Raw genomic sequence first — 18,414 nt, 5'->3', positions numbered from 1 at the left:
ATCAACGTGTATTGCATTTGACATTTTGCACCACCCTCCAACAAAATACGACACACATTTACATATTTCCTACTGGTGGGGGATTACACTCCCCCTAGTGATGTCGCACAATAACTGTTGTGCGACATTTTTTTGCAGATTAATGCAGATTAATGTACATTTTTGTCAAAATATTACTCAATAAAGTATAGTTCAAATGCCCTATCAAATCAACACTTTTGTTAATTTTTTGATATCTTGGGCATGATCCTCTAAAAATAATTTTATAAATATTCGGTCAAGCTCTCATGTACAAAATCGGGAGCTGCCTTCTTTAGCTGTTCAACCGTATGTAAATAACGCTGTGTTGTATTGATATGGGAATGACCCAAATTCTCCTGAACCTGCTGCAGGGAAGCACCGTACAGTAGTGCTAATGTAGCATTCGTATGCCGAAGCCAGTGGGGAGTGAAGCTCTTACCCAAATCGCATTGTCTGCTTGCTTGTTGAATAATACGCTCGATTTGTCTTCCCGATAAGGGGAAAAGTCTTTGTTCGTTTTTCTTATCTGGCTTATCGGATTTGAGATGCTGGAGTAATAATTCCCACAGCGGCTGAGGTACTTTGATTGTTCGCCGCTTGCCGCCCTTTCCGTCCATCACAGTGAGCCACATGGAGGCTTCTAAAGCGTCTTTACTAAAGTGGTTCCATTCGATGGAACTAAGCTCGGACAAGCGCAATCCCGTTAAAACAAAGGTTAATCCGATCAAATAATCCCGATCGCTTTGTTTTTTTAACTGATTCAGCAGACTGCCAACCTCCTGCTTGGTCAGATAGTGATTCTTGCTGTTAACCGGGATTGTGGGAATACGTACGCATGATGTCGGGTTCATTTTGAACAAAGCAATGTTGGGGTCGCTCCCCCATTTATAGAGAGAACGAAGTGGTGCAATAAAACTCGCAACCGTGGCTGAAGCCAACGGTTTTTTGTTTTGGCTGTAGTAGCCCCTCATCAGGCCGATTTTGTAAACCTCGATTTCTTGCCAGGTCACCTCGGACAAGGATTTGTGGGAAATGAACTGACGGAATCGCTCTATAGCCTGCTTATAATTGCGAATCGTATATTTGGAACGACTGCAAGTTGCTAAGAACATATCGATAATCTGATCATCTGTGTAGGGTTCCTGCTGCTGTTCATATAGGGATACCGAAGTAAATGCGGATACTTGATTAATCAATGGTTCTCCTCCTTTTTGTCGCACAACAGTTATTGTGCGACATTTAATTTTTTTCATACCCGATAATCTGAATATGCCCTTCAAATGTCGGTTTATTCGGTACAACTAACATATGGGTTGTCCCTGGATATAAGCCAAGCTCCCGATTTTCTTGAAATAAATGGAAACGATCCTGCTCTTCTGATCTTTCCCATCTTACCGACTGCACCTTGTCTCTCTGTAACAAATACCCCTTGCCACTGCCAACAAGTTCAACATCTCGACGACCCTCATCGTCCAAAATCGTATGCTCAGCCTCTATGACAACCACGTTGGCTGCAGCCAGCTGGACATTGTTTGATATATCCAAGTGTGGTAAATCGTTGATAAATCGCTTATATAGCTGGCTATCTGGATCATATTGGTAAGAAACCACATAGTTATTTAGCAAAAAGGTAACGTTAATTCGGGTAAGACGATTTTCATATGCCTCTACAGTAGATTCTGTTATGAATGCAGCCTGTGCCCGCAGATTTTGACTAACCTCGCGAATACCCATTTTCTTAGCCCCGGCTTCGAGTCTGTCCATACTGGTATATAAATTATGTGGCGCCTTACGGTTAGCATCCCTCCAAAAAAAAGGTCCGGCATTCGTAATTTCGTCCATATGCTCAAGCTTTTGTGCCGTTAATTCCGTATAAGCATCCGGACTTCCACCCGCATGAACAGGTACTGCGTCCATTATTTTTCCCAAATTTATGTAGTAAGGACGAATGCTTCGAACTGGGCCAATTGGCCCATCCCAATGTTTACTTTGGTAAACGGCCACCAAGCGAGTGATTTCCCCCTCTGCCAGTATTTCAAACAAAATGTCTGCATAGCTGAGTCCGGACTGTGGCCTTGCTTGGGGTGCATTATTAACCATGACCATGAAGGGTCGATGTGTGCTTGCTGTTGGTGCCTTTATGCCCGTGAGCGGCCACGCATATTCTGGAGTAACGGGCGGGCGCTGCTCTTGTATGATGGTTACATCAGGAGTTGGCGCTACAACCGTGGCAGGCTTATCCTTGTATATTCCGCATGAAGCTGTGACCGCCGCTACCATACCACAGGCGATCAGAGAAACTGCAACTTTTTGAACCACACTCCAATCCCTCCTTCCAAAGTACAGATGCAATCAATAAAGTGTACTCTTTATTACCCAAATCAGAACGAAGGACTGCGGTCGCAGCTGGCAAAAGCTGAAGGCAATTATTCAGCCAATTCTATTATCTCCAATTCCACCAGCCAGAACAACAACAGGAATGCAGTTCAAAGCAAATAACCCTCCAATTTCACTTTAACAGTGATTTTGGAAGGTTTTTTACACTCAACAGGTATGCGACTTGCTAATTAATTAAATGCTGGCCAATATTTCACGAGTTTGCTCGCCGTATTTCTTTAACAATTCCTTGGAGCCGTACAAACCGCTGAAATCCTCAACACCCAGATAGCCATCATAACCGACTGCCTTCAAATCAGTTAAAACCTGACGCCAGTTCACGATGCCTTGCAGATTCGGTTCCCAATACGAAGCCCAACCTTGCGATCCGTCTTCACGCACATCGGCCTTTTTCCAACCTGTATTTTTAATATGCACATGTGCCAGATAAGGTCCCAGCAGCTCCATGCCCATGCGGAAATTCTCATAACCCTCGTGGACCATGTTGCCTGGATCAAACAAGACACCAATATGCGCAGGATCGGAGTTGCTAACGAGACGGTAAGCCGCGGAAGCACTTGCCGTAATCGTGTTGTGATGCGTTTCAACCAAGCATTTTACACCATACTGCTTGGCCAACGGCTCTACACCCTTGATATATTCACTGGCTAATTGAAACAGCTCGTTATAATGTTTAGTACCATCATAGCTTGGAACACCAACACGAATTGTACTCGCACCCAGCTTTTGGGCTACCTGCAGCACACGCTCAGTGCTTTGCAGATCTCCAGCTTGCAAATATGGAGTGACGCTTACCGTTTGTAATCCGTTATCTCGTGCAGCATTGGCAAACCGCTCCAGCTCAGCATCGGTTGCTGATGGATCTATGGAACACAGATTGTTGCGCCAAAAAGATGGCGATTCATCCTTCGCATCCTGCGGCACTTCTTTAAACCGCCACTCAATACCATCGATTCCTGCTTCCTTAGCGGCTGCAGCCAGCTCTTCCGGTGTCAAATCAGGCGTAACTACGGTAAATACGGACAATTTCATGGCGAACCCTCCAGCTTTTTATGGACTTATCCTACGCTTCAAAGTATAACAAAGTGCAAACAATTAATCTATGTTAACGTGAACAATCGGAATATTCAGTAAATTATAACTCCATTTTGCGTAATTACCGTTAATAAACGACAAAAAACCGGAACCGTGTCCGCTGCTTGTGTAAGGGCAGCTGGATGGCTCCGGCAACTTCTATTATAGCGATTTGCAGTATGATTGAGTACGGTTATAAATTTATGCCAAATGCGGTTCAACCCAGGCCAACATATCCTGAAGCGGCTTGAAGCCGACTACACTGGAAACCTCTACACCATTTTTGAACAGTTTGAGAGTTGGAATACTCATGATACCATAAGCTCCTGGAGTTTCCGGGTTATCGTCAACATTCATTTTGGCAATTGTCAATTTATCTCCCAATTTCCCATTCATTTCTTCCAGCACGGGTGCAATCATTTTGCAGGGACCGCACCAGGGTGCCCAGAAATCTACGAGTACCAATCCATCCTGACCAATGGTTTCTTTAAAATTATCATCTGCCACTTTTACGATTGCCATGTGTATCACTCCTTATATTTATCATTCATTATTAATCAATTTTTATTCTTCTTGCTGAGCCATGTTTAAATCCAGTCGATTCTTTGGAAGCTCCATTCTGTCTCTTCGACTGAATGCTGCGGAGAGTGGAACCCAGCTCATCAAACCACAATTGATCCCTCGTCATCAACGCCAAATCCATCAGGCTGAGCACATCAGACTCATTAGCAGGTGTATATTCATCAAGCTTCTCCAGCTTGAACCTCTTGCTGTTAACGATGGACCCGATAGCTTCCTGACGATCCGACTGTGTGACCATCACTTTCACAGTACCATACGCATCCATTGAATCTACATAACCGATAATTTTTTCATCCTCAATTGAGGTCCCTCCAACCCAGTCCCCAACGCCGATCATTGTTTGTTTTGCCCATTCCATACTTGCCACTCTCCCCTCCGAAATCTATCTGTTACAAGATTACCCATTTATAACCTATGTTTAATCAATATAAAGTGTTAAATTGTAAATATTTTCATGAATTCACAGGATGCCCACAACTATAATAATATTAGTTACAGTTTATTAAATAAAATAGCATTTGTTTTGCCGCCCTTGACTTCCCAATCAGGATTTGCAGCTCTACTCATGCTTGACCATACGCTAAACCTTACTCTGCTGTTCCTTACGAACCTGAATCAATACGTCCAATATGGTCCACTGGTTGAAGTACTCAATCATCTGACGCTCTGCGTTCATAAAAATACCCTCCATCACAGAAGCCATATTACATGCAACCATACATTCCTGCTCAATGTCACCTGAACACCAACCCGGTTTCACAGAGCCAAGTGAAGTTAGCTGATAAATCTCACCCAATGTGACTTGATCAGGCTCGCATTTTAGTATAAATCCGCCGCCGATACCTTCCTTTGCTCCAACATAACCTTGCTTGCGAAGCAGTGCCATAACTTTGCGCACTCTTGCCGGATGGGTACAAACATTGTGTGCTATCATATCGCTGGTTGCCATATGCTCAGGCTTGTAAGCAAGAAGCGTCAGACTATGAACCGCTATTGTAAATTCGCTATTCATTAGATATCCTCCTGACGATACTACTTGCTGCCTTCACCTTATACTGTTATTATATCGATTACAGTTATTTCTGTCAAGAGGCTAAACTGCTTTTGCAAAAGTCACCCCCGCTTCACTAGGAATCGAGGGCTGCATTCGATATTCAATTGATGAATCCTTCAAATTGCAAAAAGCGTTTTAACATCACGACTGCCTCTGCTCGGGTCGCATTCGCGAATGAACCGAACTTATTGTCACTCTGTCCATTAAGTATACTCGCTCCGACTGCTTGAGCAACAGCCAATTGCGCCCAGCTGCTGATCTCGCCCTTATCATCAAATTTTGATAATAATAATTCGGTTCGATTTCCTTGTTCATTATAAGTTTTGCCGGCAATAGCCATGGCACGCACTAACATCAATGCCATTTGTTCACGGGTTATCCCTGTATCCGGTTTAAAGGTGCTGTCCTCAAAGCCTGTGACGAGACCTGCTTGTGCTGCGGCACCTACTGCACCCGCGAACCATTCCCTCCCATTCATATCGACAAAATCGGTTCGAGCCTCATAACCAAGCCCAAGCGCCCCAACCAACAATGCCGCAAATTGTGCTCGGGTAATTGGATGGTCTGGACCAAATGTAGTGTCTGTCTCCCCCTTAACCAGAAGCTTGGCGGCAAGAAGCTCTATATCTGCCTTGGCCCAATGATTGCTTGCATCGACAAAGGTTTTATTGGACTCCACTATCGTATAGATGCTGTTAGAATGATTTTTGATTGTGATCTGCGTGCCTCCGCTTCCGTTATCACTGCTGAAAACAGCCGGAACAAAGGTCATCTCTTGATTCACTGGGTCATACAGCACCGCTGTCACTTTGCTGGAATCGATGCTGTGATCCAATTTTATGGATCTTGTGACATATGTGGTACCAAAGTTATGAATCGTTATGGTTTTGCCGCCTGCTGAAGCAGTTAAGTCAAACCTGATAATTTGAGGCTTGTCTCCGCCGTGCAGAGTGAGCCCTGCATGGAGCGCGCCTCGTTGTACTTCATCAGCCATCGGACCCGCTACTTTTTCAATCGTTAGCTGGATTTGCACGTCTTTGACATCGCTTCCCAGAGCCTTAGCTGCCGCTGCAATATCAATCACCTTAATGGGCAGGTTATAGGTAACTGGGCCGGATTGAATGGAGATCATGGCATCAGGTACATGCTGCATGGCTTCATGAATAGCTGCGGAAGGCAGCTCTACGGTGACTGCTGTTCCTATACCTTTTACTTGTATTGTAATAATCTGCTCGAAGGCTTCTTTGTCTTTAATGCTCTCCAAAGCTTTCGATAGGCCTGCTGTGTTCACTATAAAATAATCTAGTGCTGCTCCCTCCGCAGATTTTTCTGGGATGAGCGTAATTGTTGAACCTTCTACTTCTGCACCCGTAGGTCCCGGAGTGCCATCGACTTGTGCACTGGTGCTGGTGTTATCTCCGCCTGCAGCCGAACCAGATCCAGCTGAGGCAGAGCCTGAGGAGGTTGAAGTATTCGAACGATTCTGAATCGTTCTTGCAGAAACTGTTAACGCACTACCTGCATTTCCCGCTCCATCCAGTGGGACAATACTGTAGTCATAGGTTTTGCTTGGGATTAATCCCGTCACGTTATAACTCGTTTCTTTGATTGTCTCTATTGATACACCATCCTGGATAATTTTATATGCTGTAACCCCTATATTATCTACTGCTGCAGGCCAGCTTAAGGTCAGGCTTCGCTGCGAGACATTCGTTAAGCTTAGCAGCGCTCCGCCCGGCCAGGACGGCGGTGTTGTGTCCGATGGTACAACTGGAGGAGGCGTTGTCCCTTGCTGCGTCGTCACGCTCACGCTGAGCGGCTGGCTATCAAGACCAGCCGCATCAATTGCTTTAACACTAAAGCTGTACGTCATGCCTGCGCTCAATCCGCTGACCGTGTAGCTGTAGGTGGTGCCTGTGACCGTAGTCAACAGCACGCTGTCCTTATACAGCTTGTATCCGCTCACGCCGATATTATCCGCTGCCGCAGGCCAGCTTAGCACTGCCCCCGTCTGTGTAATGTTCGCGGTACTTAAAGCCGCGCCATTCGGCCAGGACGGTGGTGTCGAATCCCCCGCAGCTGGCGGCACAATCGGTGGCGTCCCTTGCTGCGTCGTCACGCTCACGCTGAGCGGCTGGCTATCGAGACCAGCGGCATCAGTTGCTCTAACACTGAAATTGTACGTCATGCCTGCGTTCAATCCGCTGACCGTGTAGCTGTAGGTGGTGCCTGTGACCGTAGCCAACAGCACGTTGTCCTTATACAGCTTATACCCGCTCACGCCGATATTATCCGCTGCCGCAGACCAGCTTAGCACCGCCCCCGTCTGTGTGATGTTCGCTGCACTTAACGCCGCGCCATTTGGCCAGGACGGTGGTGATGTGTCCGTGTTCCCAGACGGCCAATCTTCGATAACCTGTGCGCTTTCGCTTTTCACATAATTCACATTGAGACTGTTCACCATATTGCTGCGTACTTCAATGCCTGTACCCGCTTTAATTTGAATACCGTTGGAATTCCCGGTTAATGTATTGCCAATGATCTGTACATGACTTGGATCGCCCGCTCCGATATAACCGGCATTTTGATCTCCGTTATCGTGCTCCAGCAGGATGCCCCAATAGCCGTTGGCCGTGTTCCCGCGAATGAGATTGTTTGTAATGACAGTGCCGGGTCCATTCAATATCCGAATTCCTGCCGCTCCATCGATGTTGGTTGTAAGCTCAATCAAATTGTTGTGAATGATCGTATCCGGCGTACCCATCGTCACGACGACACCTTCCCGCGTGTTACGGATCGTATTATCGTGAATAAAGTTTTTTGGGCCCGATTTGCTATGGTTGCTTGGCGCAGTACCCCCAGTGTTGCCGAGACCTACTGCCCCACCGGTAAGAATATTGGTAACGGTATTTCCGGAAATTTCATTTAAATATTCAAGCTCGCCATGAAGATCAATAGCATCCAGCTTGGTTCGGTTAAATAAATTGTTTCTGATTAAATTGTTATGTGCGACAAATTGAATAAGCGCTCCATGACGCAGGTAAGGACCTTCAAAGGATGAATTCTCAACAAGGTTCCACCGGGTATCGTTATCGAAACCCAATCGATCGACCTTGGCTGTACCTTGAATGGCAACACCGTAGCCCGAACCACCAGGACCGACATCGGTGGCATTACGAAAGATGCTGTTTCGGACAACCGCGTCGTGGCTATTATCAATCCGTATGCCCATCCGTGTGAACTTTTCCACGATCAGATGTTCCATCGTTACGTGATAGGAAGGTGTATCTCCATAGTTGGCAATGACCAGCATGCTGTCAGGCCCGCCTGAGGCTGGGTTATTAACTTTATGATCTGTGGAATAAGATCCGTCCCAGGTGGACGTTAAGGTCAGATTGGAAATCATCAGATCATGCTGTCCGGACACTTTGAGCATGGCGCTGTTTTTGATTTTGTTTAATGATGTTTTTAAAATTGTCCCGGACTGGCTCTCCCCGCGCAAATTAACACCCGTCTTCAACGTCAAGTTAATCAATCCATCGGGGGACGAATTTAAATTGTAGGTTCCGTTCGGCAGCAGCACCTCATCGCCTGCTACAGCTGCATTAATCGCTGCCTGAATAGCTTGGCGATCGTCAGCTGCATTGTCGGCAGGATTCGCGCCATAATCAAGCACATTGAGCGTTCGGCCCGTTACCGCATGAGCCGTATGAATCGGGTGCTCCGTGCCATCTGCATTTTTCATTCCTGGTACTGTAAAGGGCACAGCACCCGGTGGAGGACCCGGAACAAAATAAGGAATGCTCGCAACCGGCGTATCGCCGTTAGCAAACGGTGCGTAAATATGCACTTCGGTTATGCTTGTAAATGCACTCCCATCCGAATTGCCGCGGCCGACAATCCGCACATATCTCGCATCCTGATCCTGTATGTCAAACGCCTGCATGTCGGTCGTTTTGCCACTGCTCGAACCCGCAAACCGCTCTGACCAGACCCTCCCATCGTCAGACGTTTCAATGGCCAGATTTGTTGCACGCAGGTCGCCCTTGTAAAATGCAATGCCAACGTAGCCAACTCGTTTGCTTTCGCCCAAATCATACAGTATCCACTGTCCGTCTCCGGAGGCCGACCAGCGGGTGAACAAATTGTTATCGATCGTATTGATCTCTATATTGCCATCACTGCCTCCTGCCACTACACCCTCGACTGGAATCGGCGTAATGGGCGCAGATAATGTCGTCCTGCTCAAGGCTAGCGGTGATGGAGTAAAGTTATTTGAGAGATCCCCGGCTTCTACCTTGAAGGTATAGGCCGCCCCAGGGATTAGTCCCGTAACATGGTATGCTGTTCCGCTAACGGTAGTCAGCAATACATCATTTTTGTAGATCCGGTACTGCGTTACCGCTTTGTTGTCGGTAGCTGCAGGCCATGACAAATGAATGAAGTCCGTTCCCAAATTAGCTGCGGACAAGTGGCTGCCGCTCGGCCATGATGGCGGCTCCTTATCGCTTGAAAGATCGACAGGCTCCTGCACAACAAGCTTCGGCCGCGGATTGCTGGTGCCATTCGCTTCCTTGGAGTATATGTTTAATGAAATCCCTGTGTTCGCAGCATCCGCAAGTACAAAAGCTACCTTGCCGCCCATGGACAGCTTGCTTCTCACGTAGGCCGATACATCCACACTATACAATTGCGGACTGCCCGTGTTATCGGCTGTAACCGTAAATTTGTCAATGTAAGACGCGGAAGCCAAATTCGTTAAGGGCGCATTACTCCAGGTCAGTGTCGATTCTGTCCACCCTGTATCTTCGGTGCCATAGAGGGATAAGGCCACGTCCGTGTTGGATGAACCTTTTTTGGCAGCGACGTTAAACGTATACTTGTAATCCGGGCTGCTGTATCCAGATACATCGTACTTGAAGTAAACGTACTTCTTGTTCGTGCCTCCAGAGGAAACACTGAATAGTCCGGCACTGCTGCCGGTTGCGGAATCATAATTGGTAGTGGCCTTGCTGCTGTCAATGACTGCGTCATCCGTCGGCGCCAGACTCCCTTTATCCAGGTAAACAATATTGCCTGGATCGACAGGCGGCTCGGTAACCGTAATCTCACTCTCCGCGTATACCTGCTGCGAAACCGTTGATGCTGCTCTTATAATCGCCTTGCCAGGATTTAACGCGGTTACAGTGGCAGCTGCAGGCCCGCTTGATACTACGGCTGCCACATGGCTGTCTGAAGACGTCCAGTTGAATGCTGAGCCTGATGGGTCAGCGGGTGTTATGATTGCGGTAAGCTCGCTTGATTCATTCGGTGCTAGTGTTAGTGATGTCTTATTCAAAGTGATCGAAGGGTTACCGGAAGGCGGATTTCCCGTTTTATATATAATAGGCTCGGTAACTATTTTATTTTTTACATATTTATCCATAAAAATCCAGGCTTCAGTGTTAGCTTGATCCGATGCGTCCCCGGTAAAACCGTGCCCTTGACCCGGCACCAGACTGAAATCGACAACATTGACTTCAGCCGCTCTCAGTTGACCAGCAAGCTTCACACTATCCGTATAGGGAATGGTTGCGTCGGCATCACCATGGCGAATCCAGAACGGTGGATCATCAGGGGTAGCATACGTACCGGGCATCGCTGTCCTTGCCTCATCCGGTACAGTGAAAGCCTTATGTCCACCCAAAAGCGCCGTCACCGAGCTGTAGCTGTTGGCAAACTCGGTCGTGAAATCGGCAGGTCCAAACCAATCCGCTACGGCCTGCACTTTGTCCGAGTATTCCGGCCATCCGCCGGAGCCTTCAAGATCAGGTACGGGAACCGTATGCCCGTTGTCCAACAGAACTTGGTCGGTGGTCAGCAAATCTCCCGTCGTTCCCAGCAGAGAGGCCAGATGCCCTCCTGCAGATGAGCCCCAAACTCCGATCCGGGAAGGATCAAGATGGTACAACGCCGCATTTGCCCTTAAGTATCGAATAGCAAGCTTAACGTCCTGAATTTGCGCCGGGTAGGGCGCTTCAGGCGTTAGCCGGTAATCAAGTGAGACGCCGATATACCCACGCTTGGCGACATAGCTGCTAATGTTGCTGAGCGCCTGCTTCCGGTCTCCGTGATTCCAGCCTCCTCCATGGATATATACCATAACGGGCATTGCCGCAGCCGGAGCTGTATCAGGAACTGCAATCGATGCATAGAGGGGGCGGGTCCCTGCTGTGCCAATCTGCACATCCTCATACATTTTCACACCAGCCGGGGGGATATAGGGAGTTGGATCGGTAGGTGGCGGCGTGACAGGAACTGGCGATGCTGCCGGTGGAATACCGGGAATGGCCTGACCTGATATCGACACGCTGTCAATATACATATTGGCGCTTACAGCCTCTCCAACCCGAAACCGAATTTTGACGCTCGTATTGCTGTTGGCTCCTTTTCCCAGTGTCCAGAGCTTTTGGGTATTGGGCTCGCTGGTCGTTCCTGCTGGCAGCTTATATTCTTCAAGTGTTGTCCAGGTCACACCTCCATTAGCAGACCATTCAGTAATGATGCTTCCGGCCGTATAGGAGGATGCTCTCGTGTAATAGCTCAGCTTGATGTTGCCGTAACCAGTTAAATCGAGCGGTAATGCCAAAGCATCGCTGCTATCCATTTTGACCATATTAGGTAAAGAAGGAGCACTTGATGATGATGATGTCTTGGCTGCGCTCCCATTGGCACCTTCCTGCACCCATGGCGCTGGAATCACAACGCCTCCGCTTGATCCGAAATTGTCGGGATCATCAAAATTTTCTGTATAAATCTCAAGCTCCGGTCCATCCGGGTCTGGCAATGGAGGTGCCTCCGTCATAGACGTTCCCCTGACCTCAACATCGTCCAAATAAATATTTCCCGCAAGGGTAATGCTCGGGTCTACACGAAATCGAACTCTGAAATCTGCTAGATTATCGGCCGATGTATACGCCGGTGCGATGAGCGTATAGGATTTTTGCACAAATGTACTCTGGTTGGCCGTAATCGATTGCAGCAACAACCAGTTTGTACCACCATCCACCGAATATTCTGCCTTGATGCCCCCAGCCGTTACACTGCTGGCTTTATACCAATAGCTTACGTAGATATTCTTATAGCCTGCTGTGCTCAAATGCAGCGTTAGCGAGTCCTTGGAATCTATTTTGGCACCATAGCTGCCCGTCCGTTTGCCGCTTGCCGCAGTCTTGACGACACTGGTTCCTCCATCCTGAGTCCATGGCGTGGTATCCGTCGGTACTGTCACATTATCCCCATATTCGAATCCATCATAAAACAGCTGCTTGTCAACAGTTTCTGCCGAAACCGCTTTCAGATCCATCTGTGGAAAAATTAACGTAATAACCAACAGTACGGATAAATAAGCTTTGAAAATACCATCACGAATCCATAGCTTCATACACAAACCTCCTCTACATGTACCTGCCCTTTTACAGATGAGAGCCATTCTGGATGATACTATTTGTTCTTATCGTTTCGACTGAATGACGCCTTCATTATTCTTCACTCTTTCCGTAGCTTCCTGGATCACGCTATTGCCGCCCTTTTGCTTCCACTCCTCCAACACCTTCGGGTAATCCGAGATCGGCTCTTTACCATATACCATTTTGAGAACATGGGTCAGGATAACAGGTGGCAATTTGTCTCCGGTAGGAGCGATGTCCGGATTTTTGGCATACGCCTGCAGTTGAGGATCGAATTGAATACCATCACGGCCTTCCTTGGCAAGAACCGTATCATACAGCTTCATCAGATTCTGGCCTTCCGGGGTCAGACTTAATGATCCTTTGTTGTACGTTGTATCCTGAACGAGCCACAGCAGCGTTTGTCGATACGTTTCCTCATCCACCTCTGCAGCTGTTGCCGGGGTTTTGTAATTGATTTTGCCGTTTTCCTCGGTATAATTTTCTCCCTTTACTCCAAAGGTAAAAAATTTCTCCGCCTCATCGCTGACCATCCAATCAAAAAATTTAATGATGCCCGCCGGGTCCTTTGCATTTTTATTGATCAGATACGCTCTGGTCACTTTGCCGACAAGCCTGAGTCCTCCCTTGCCGTCGGGTCCGGTTGGAGACGCAATTAATTTCATTTGGGCACTCGGATTACTCTCCTTAAGCTGTGAATCCCATTGAATTAGCAGATTGGCGTTCATGTTCCAGATTCCAGCCTTCCCTGCGATGATGTCATTTTTGAAGCGAGTTGGGTTGATCGTAGCAAATTCCTTATTGATCAGGCCCTCATCAAGCATCGTTTTATACGTTTGAATCGCCTTCTGCATACCGTCCACATTAAAAAACTTCGGAACGACCTGGTCACCCTGCTTCATAAAAAAGTTGCCAAATACATCATACGCACCATAAAAAGCATCGGAATATACAAAATCCTCCCGGCCCATAAAAGGGTTTTCCACTCCCAGCTTCTTGAACGCTCTCATGACATTCAAATAATCCTCAACCGTCTTCGGTTCCGGCAGCCCGGTCTTCTCCAGTAAATCAGACCGAATCCACGTTGCTCTGCGAGCGGGATTAGACAACCATTCGGGAATCCCGTAAATATTGCCTTTTGCATCCGTTTCCGTATCCCAGGCGTCCTTCGGTATTTTCTTCAACAGATTCTGCCCATGCTTGGCCAGCAAATCGTTCAGCGGCATGAATACTCCGGCCTTTACAGCACCGGCAAGTTGTGGATTGTTCAAGCCGGAGCTTGCCTGCACGACATCGGGAATATCGTTAATGGCGAACATCTGAATCATTTTCTGATCAAATTCCTTATGCGGCATGAGCCGTATATCCAGATCCGTATTCGTTAACGCCTCCAGCCGCTTAACCCACTTTTCTTCGTTAATGTTGGGATGCTGCTCCGCATAAGAGATATTTCCCGATCTGAAAGAGATTGAGAAAGCAGCCTTTCCTTGTGGACCCGCAGAGCCTTCGGCTGCCTTGTTGCCTGCTTGCGAGCAGCCTATAGTTGTTGACGCAATTGAGAGAACGCTTACAATTGTTAAAAGCTTTTTCATATGGAGCCTCCTCTATAGGTTGTATTCATAGTTAATTGGAACTGCTCAGCACGAAGCCTGTCTATTACAGGTTGAATCATACCGGAGAGTGCCTCCGCCATCCGTATATGGCCATAATCCGACGGGTGAACCAAGTCACTGGTAAGCGAAGTGAAATCGCTCATGATTTGCTCCCCTTGCAGCAGCTGCAGATTTGCATGTTTTTTATCGGCGGCATACCGTATCAACACGTCATTAAATTGCTGCTCACTGTCTCTGTAAGCAAATATCGCACTTCCCTCCTGACTGTAAGTGGCCCGATTCGGATACATCGTGGTCACAAACAACGGCTTTTCCGGATGCCGTTCAATGATCCGGTCCAACAAATAAACAGCCCTTTGCTGGAATTCCTCGACTGTGTATACACCGCGCATATTGACACCGATTTCAAGAAAACCGATATCCCAGTCATCTCGCTCCGCAATATGATCTGCCAGCCCTTGCTCGCAATAGCAGGAGCCACTCAGACCGAGATTCAGAACGTCGATCCCCAGACGCCTTCCCGTCTGCTGGACGTAACAGTTGTAATTGCTTAACGCACCGGCGCCCTGCGTGATCGAAGAACCGTACGCGAACATCGTCAACCGGGGGATTTCGTGTGAATGCGGTGGACGTACTTCGAATCCGAACGCTTCAATCCCATGGAATACACCATTAATTCTTTCAAAAAAAACACGCCATACCTTCGATGAAAATGCGGAATTATCCAGCACTTCTGGATGCACGTCGGGGAACCTTTCCGGGGCTTCCAATTGAAGTGTATGAATGACCCCCGCTTTCAGCTGATGGGAGGAATGAAGGAAATCCCCTTTGAACACCAGCACTTGTCCGTCCGCTTCCTGCGAAGACACCATAACGCGCACCTGCTTGGCATCGGTTACAAAACGTAGCTCACAGCCATTGGATTGTACAGCCTTCGTCCTGCCCTTCTCCTCTAATGAATACCGAACCTCCTTCGGGAACCGCTGTAATTTCCAGCCAGGTGTATGAGGCGATGTTTCCAGCTCCGTAACATTATGGAAATAGATGTTTTGATGCAGCATATTCATGACCACTCCAACATTTTTATTTATTGACTTACATCTAACTCATATCTATAGTATTTCACAATTAAAAATGCAGTCAATTGGTTATTTTTAGGTCGACTTGTGATTTTATGAGTCAAATATGATTGTATATCTTATTTTCGATTCGTTATTCATAACCGTGAAGCCCTTTGCACTCGTTCAGCCGCGAACTAACAAAGACCGTCCGAAGTGCCTCGGACGGTCTCTCTATGCTGCCTTATCAGCAGCTTCATGCACTTCACACCTCGGGCCGATCATCCGACAACAGTGTGTGGTTTGCAGTTAACTTAGGCTTCTTTTACGCTTCAGTAAGTATCCCTTCCAGACGGTCACTCATCGTTTGACGATCCTGCAATCCTGACAAAAACATCATGACTTCCCGCTGAATCGCCCTGAACTGGGCATTCCTGAGCCCCAGCTCGGTAATGAGCCGCAAGGTCGGAAAAATCTCGCGATACATGTAAAATCGGGAAGGACGGTATACCGATTCTTCTCCTTCCCATTCCATGGCGTGGCGATGGGCCGAGATATTCAGTGTCTTGCGGCGAACGATGAGCTGTGTCTCGTAGGAACCGAGATAATCAACCAGCAATCCGGCTGCTTCTTTATCCCGAGATCTGCTGTGTACAGCCAAGCCATTAATGATCAGCAGTGTGCTCGTATCCTGCAGCCCCGGTAAAGGCGAAATATCAAAGGGAATCGATGATTGTCGGAGCTGATTCAAAAAGTAGTAGGTCGTCATAATAACCGATACTTTTCCTTCCAAAAACAAGGCTTCTGCATCGGCGTTGCTTTCGGACAGAATTCTTGGAAACACATCGGACATGGTTAGCAGCCCGCGGCAGATGTCCAGGCCGTCCAGCAGCTTGTTATCTGACAAGCTGTACCTCCCATTCTCATCCGCTTCAAATACTCGACCGCTCTGAAGAATAAAGATCGGCCACCGATTAAGAGAAGGCAAATAAAAATAAAAACCGAATCGATCCTCGTTCACAGCCAGCTGGTGACCATATTCGAAAAGATCGTGCCAGGTCCAGCTGCTATCCGGGAATGGAACCTGCGACTGCTCAAAATGCTGTTTATTGTAGCACAGCACGACCGGCGAATATATAAAGGGCTGAACCAGCGTGTGCTCACCCTGTAGAAAGGGCTCCAACAACAACGGGTAGCAGTGCTGTACCGGCTTAAGAGGCTCCAGCAAGTCCGTGCAGTCATCCTCCAGAAAATCCTGAAAATTGTTGTTATTAATAAGGACCACATCCAGGATTCCCGACTCCATATACTCCTTAAGCACTTTGGCATAGCTCCCAGATGGCAGCTCAACAGGCTTCACATGGATGTGCGGGTACTGTTCGTTGAATCCGGCTAACAGCTCCGACATCTCAACAAGAGCTGCAATGGAGTGTACATATCCAAATTTGATAGTCCTCATCTGGTCTGGGGAAGGAGGTTTAACAAGATTGCCCACCCGTGGTATTTTCTCAATTAAGCCCTCTTGCACCAATACCTTCAGGCCATTGCGCACCGATGCGTTACTGAGGCTGAATCGCTTTTCCAGATCACTTTCGGATGGCAAATACTCGCCGATAGCGGTTTTGCCTGTTATGATTTCCTGACGCAGGGTCGCAATCATCTCATCCAATCGCACCCGAAAATTTTTACGGCTTATTCTTTTTTCCATATTGTACCTCACTATGTACAGGCTAGCGCTTTCAATTGAAATCACCCATTTGTATCATCATACACCAAATCATTGTACCTTCACCATGCTTGTCACAACTGGGCATCAAAAGAAAAAGAAGACGGAATTGCTCCGCCTTCTTGCTTTTATTATGTTTGTACGACCAGTGCTTTCTTCGCTATATCGGTACGACTGTGCTTGCCGGGGAACGTGATGCGCTCGACGGCTGCATAAGCCTTTGCACGGGCATCCGCAATATCGCTTCCCAGTGCCGTAACACCGAGGACACGGCCTCCATTAGTGACAATCTTGTTATCCTTCAGTGCTGTACCCGCATGGAATACAAGTGCATCCTGAACATCGTCCAGCCCTTCAATCGGTAGACCCTTAGGATAAGGACCCGGATACCCTTCAGACGCGATAACTACACATACTGCGGCTTCATCACTCCACTGTATATCCATTTGTCCCAAATGGCCATTGATCGCTGCCAGAAAAATATCCAGCAAATCGGTTTTGAGCCGCGGCAGCACGACCTGCGCTTCCGGATCGCCAAAACGCGCATTGAACTCAATCGTCCTCGGTCCTTGCGGAGTGAGCATCAGACCGGCGAACAGGATGCCGCGGAACGGACGGCCTTCACTAACCATTGCCGCCGCTGTCGGCTTAATGATCTTCTCAATCGCTTCTTCGATCACAGACGGATCAATATGCGGCAGCGGTGAATATGTACCCATCCCCCCTGTATTTGGACCTTTATCATTGTCAAACACCGTTTTATGATCCTGTGCAGCGACCATCGGACGTACTACATTGCCATCAACGAACGATAAAATCGACATTTCCTGACCAGTCATAAACTCCTCTATCACAACCTGATTACCGGACTCGCCAAAGATTTTGGCCACCATAATATCATGAAGCGCCTTCTCTGCTTCCTCCATGGAGTGAGGAATAATGACACCTTTGCCAGCAGCCAAGCCATCTGCTTTAATAACAATTGGAATCTGTTGACTGTGCAGGTAAGCCAGAGCTGCTTCATAATTATCAAACGACTCGTAAGCTGCTGTTGGGATGTGATATTTTTTAAATAATTCCTTGGAAAATACTTTACTCGACTCAATAATTGCTGCATTTTGACGCGGGCCGAACACAGTTATCTGTTTCGCCTCAAGGAAATCGACGATTCCCTCGGATAATGGATCATCTGGGCCGATAACGACGAGATCAATCGCATGATCCACTGCAAATTCAGCGATTTCGGCGAATTGATTCACCTGGATCGGTACGCATTCCGCTACTCCGGCGATGCCTCCGTTACCCGGCGCACAGTACAACTTGCGCACCTTGGGGCTTTTTTTCAGTGCCCAGCAGATCGCATGCTCCCTGCCGCCTCCGCCTACAACTAAAATCCGCACTATACATCCCTCCTATTGCTTTTGATGATTATTACATTCAG

Annotated in this window: 11 protein-coding genes; all 11 read right to left on the bottom strand. The window is 47.6% G+C overall.

Annotation, left to right across the window (positions count from 1 at the left end):
- Window positions 1-263: 263 nt before the first annotated feature.
- The gene (locus LRL21_RS42005; RefSeq protein ID WP_275901161.1) at window positions 264-1,217 is read right to left on the bottom strand and encodes a tyrosine-type recombinase/integrase; all 954 of its coding nucleotides are present in this window, start codon (window positions 1,215-1,217) and stop codon (window positions 264-266) included.
- Between the two features lie 43 nt (window positions 1,218-1,260).
- Window positions 1,261-2,340, bottom strand: coding sequence for a DUF3048 domain-containing protein (locus LRL21_RS42000; RefSeq protein WP_240421716.1), 1,080 nt, complete (start codon window positions 2,338-2,340; stop codon window positions 1,261-1,263).
- Window positions 2,341-2,592: 252 nt separating this feature from the next.
- Window positions 2,593-3,450, bottom strand: a complete 858-nt coding sequence (locus tag LRL21_RS41995; protein ID WP_240421715.1) for a sugar phosphate isomerase/epimerase family protein — start codon at window positions 3,448-3,450, stop codon at window positions 2,593-2,595.
- Window positions 3,451-3,693: 243 nt separating this feature from the next.
- Window positions 3,694-4,014, bottom strand: a complete 321-nt coding sequence (gene trxA, locus LRL21_RS41990; protein WP_240421714.1) for a thioredoxin — start codon at window positions 4,012-4,014, stop codon at window positions 3,694-3,696.
- Window positions 4,015-4,045: 31 nt separating this feature from the next.
- The gene (locus tag LRL21_RS41985) at window positions 4,046-4,432 is read right to left on the bottom strand and encodes a hypothetical protein (protein WP_240421713.1); all 387 of its coding nucleotides are present in this window, start codon (window positions 4,430-4,432) and stop codon (window positions 4,046-4,048) included.
- Between the two features lie 222 nt (window positions 4,433-4,654).
- On the bottom strand, window positions 4,655-5,086 hold the full coding sequence (locus LRL21_RS41980; RefSeq protein WP_240421712.1) for an RrF2 family transcriptional regulator: 432 nt from the start codon (window positions 5,084-5,086) through the stop codon (window positions 4,655-4,657).
- Between the two features lie 142 nt (window positions 5,087-5,228).
- Window positions 5,229-12,551, bottom strand: coding sequence for a fibronectin type III domain-containing protein (locus tag LRL21_RS41975; RefSeq protein WP_240421711.1), 7,323 nt, complete (start codon window positions 12,549-12,551; stop codon window positions 5,229-5,231).
- A gap of 69 nt (window positions 12,552-12,620) precedes the next feature.
- Window positions 12,621-14,168, bottom strand: a complete 1,548-nt coding sequence (locus LRL21_RS41970) for an extracellular solute-binding protein (protein WP_240421710.1) — start codon at window positions 14,166-14,168, stop codon at window positions 12,621-12,623.
- Window positions 14,165-15,250: an SGNH/GDSL hydrolase family protein gene (locus tag LRL21_RS41965; protein ID WP_240421709.1), complete on the bottom strand. Its 1,086-nt coding sequence runs from the start codon at window positions 15,248-15,250 to the stop codon at window positions 14,165-14,167. Before LRL21_RS41965 ends, LRL21_RS41970 begins: the two co-directional genes overlap by 4 nt.
- A 322-nt stretch (window positions 15,251-15,572) precedes the next feature.
- Window positions 15,573-16,955 (bottom strand): extracellular solute-binding protein, encoded by a 1,383-nt coding sequence (locus LRL21_RS41960; RefSeq protein ID WP_240421708.1) that lies wholly within the window; start codon window positions 16,953-16,955, stop codon window positions 15,573-15,575.
- Window positions 16,956-17,104: 149 nt separating this feature from the next.
- Entirely contained in the window at window positions 17,105-18,373 is a 1,269-nt protein-coding gene (gene purD / locus LRL21_RS41955) for a phosphoribosylamine--glycine ligase (RefSeq protein WP_240421707.1), read from the bottom strand.
- Window positions 18,374-18,414 lie beyond the last annotated feature (41 nt).

The organism is Paenibacillus periandrae (genome assembly GCF_022458865.1).
Classification (GTDB): domain Bacteria; phylum Bacillota; class Bacilli; order Paenibacillales; family NBRC-103111; genus Paenibacillus_S; species Paenibacillus_S periandrae.
The sequence above is the reverse complement of the archived record's forward strand: the minus strand, read 5'-3'. Positions and strand labels throughout refer to the sequence as shown.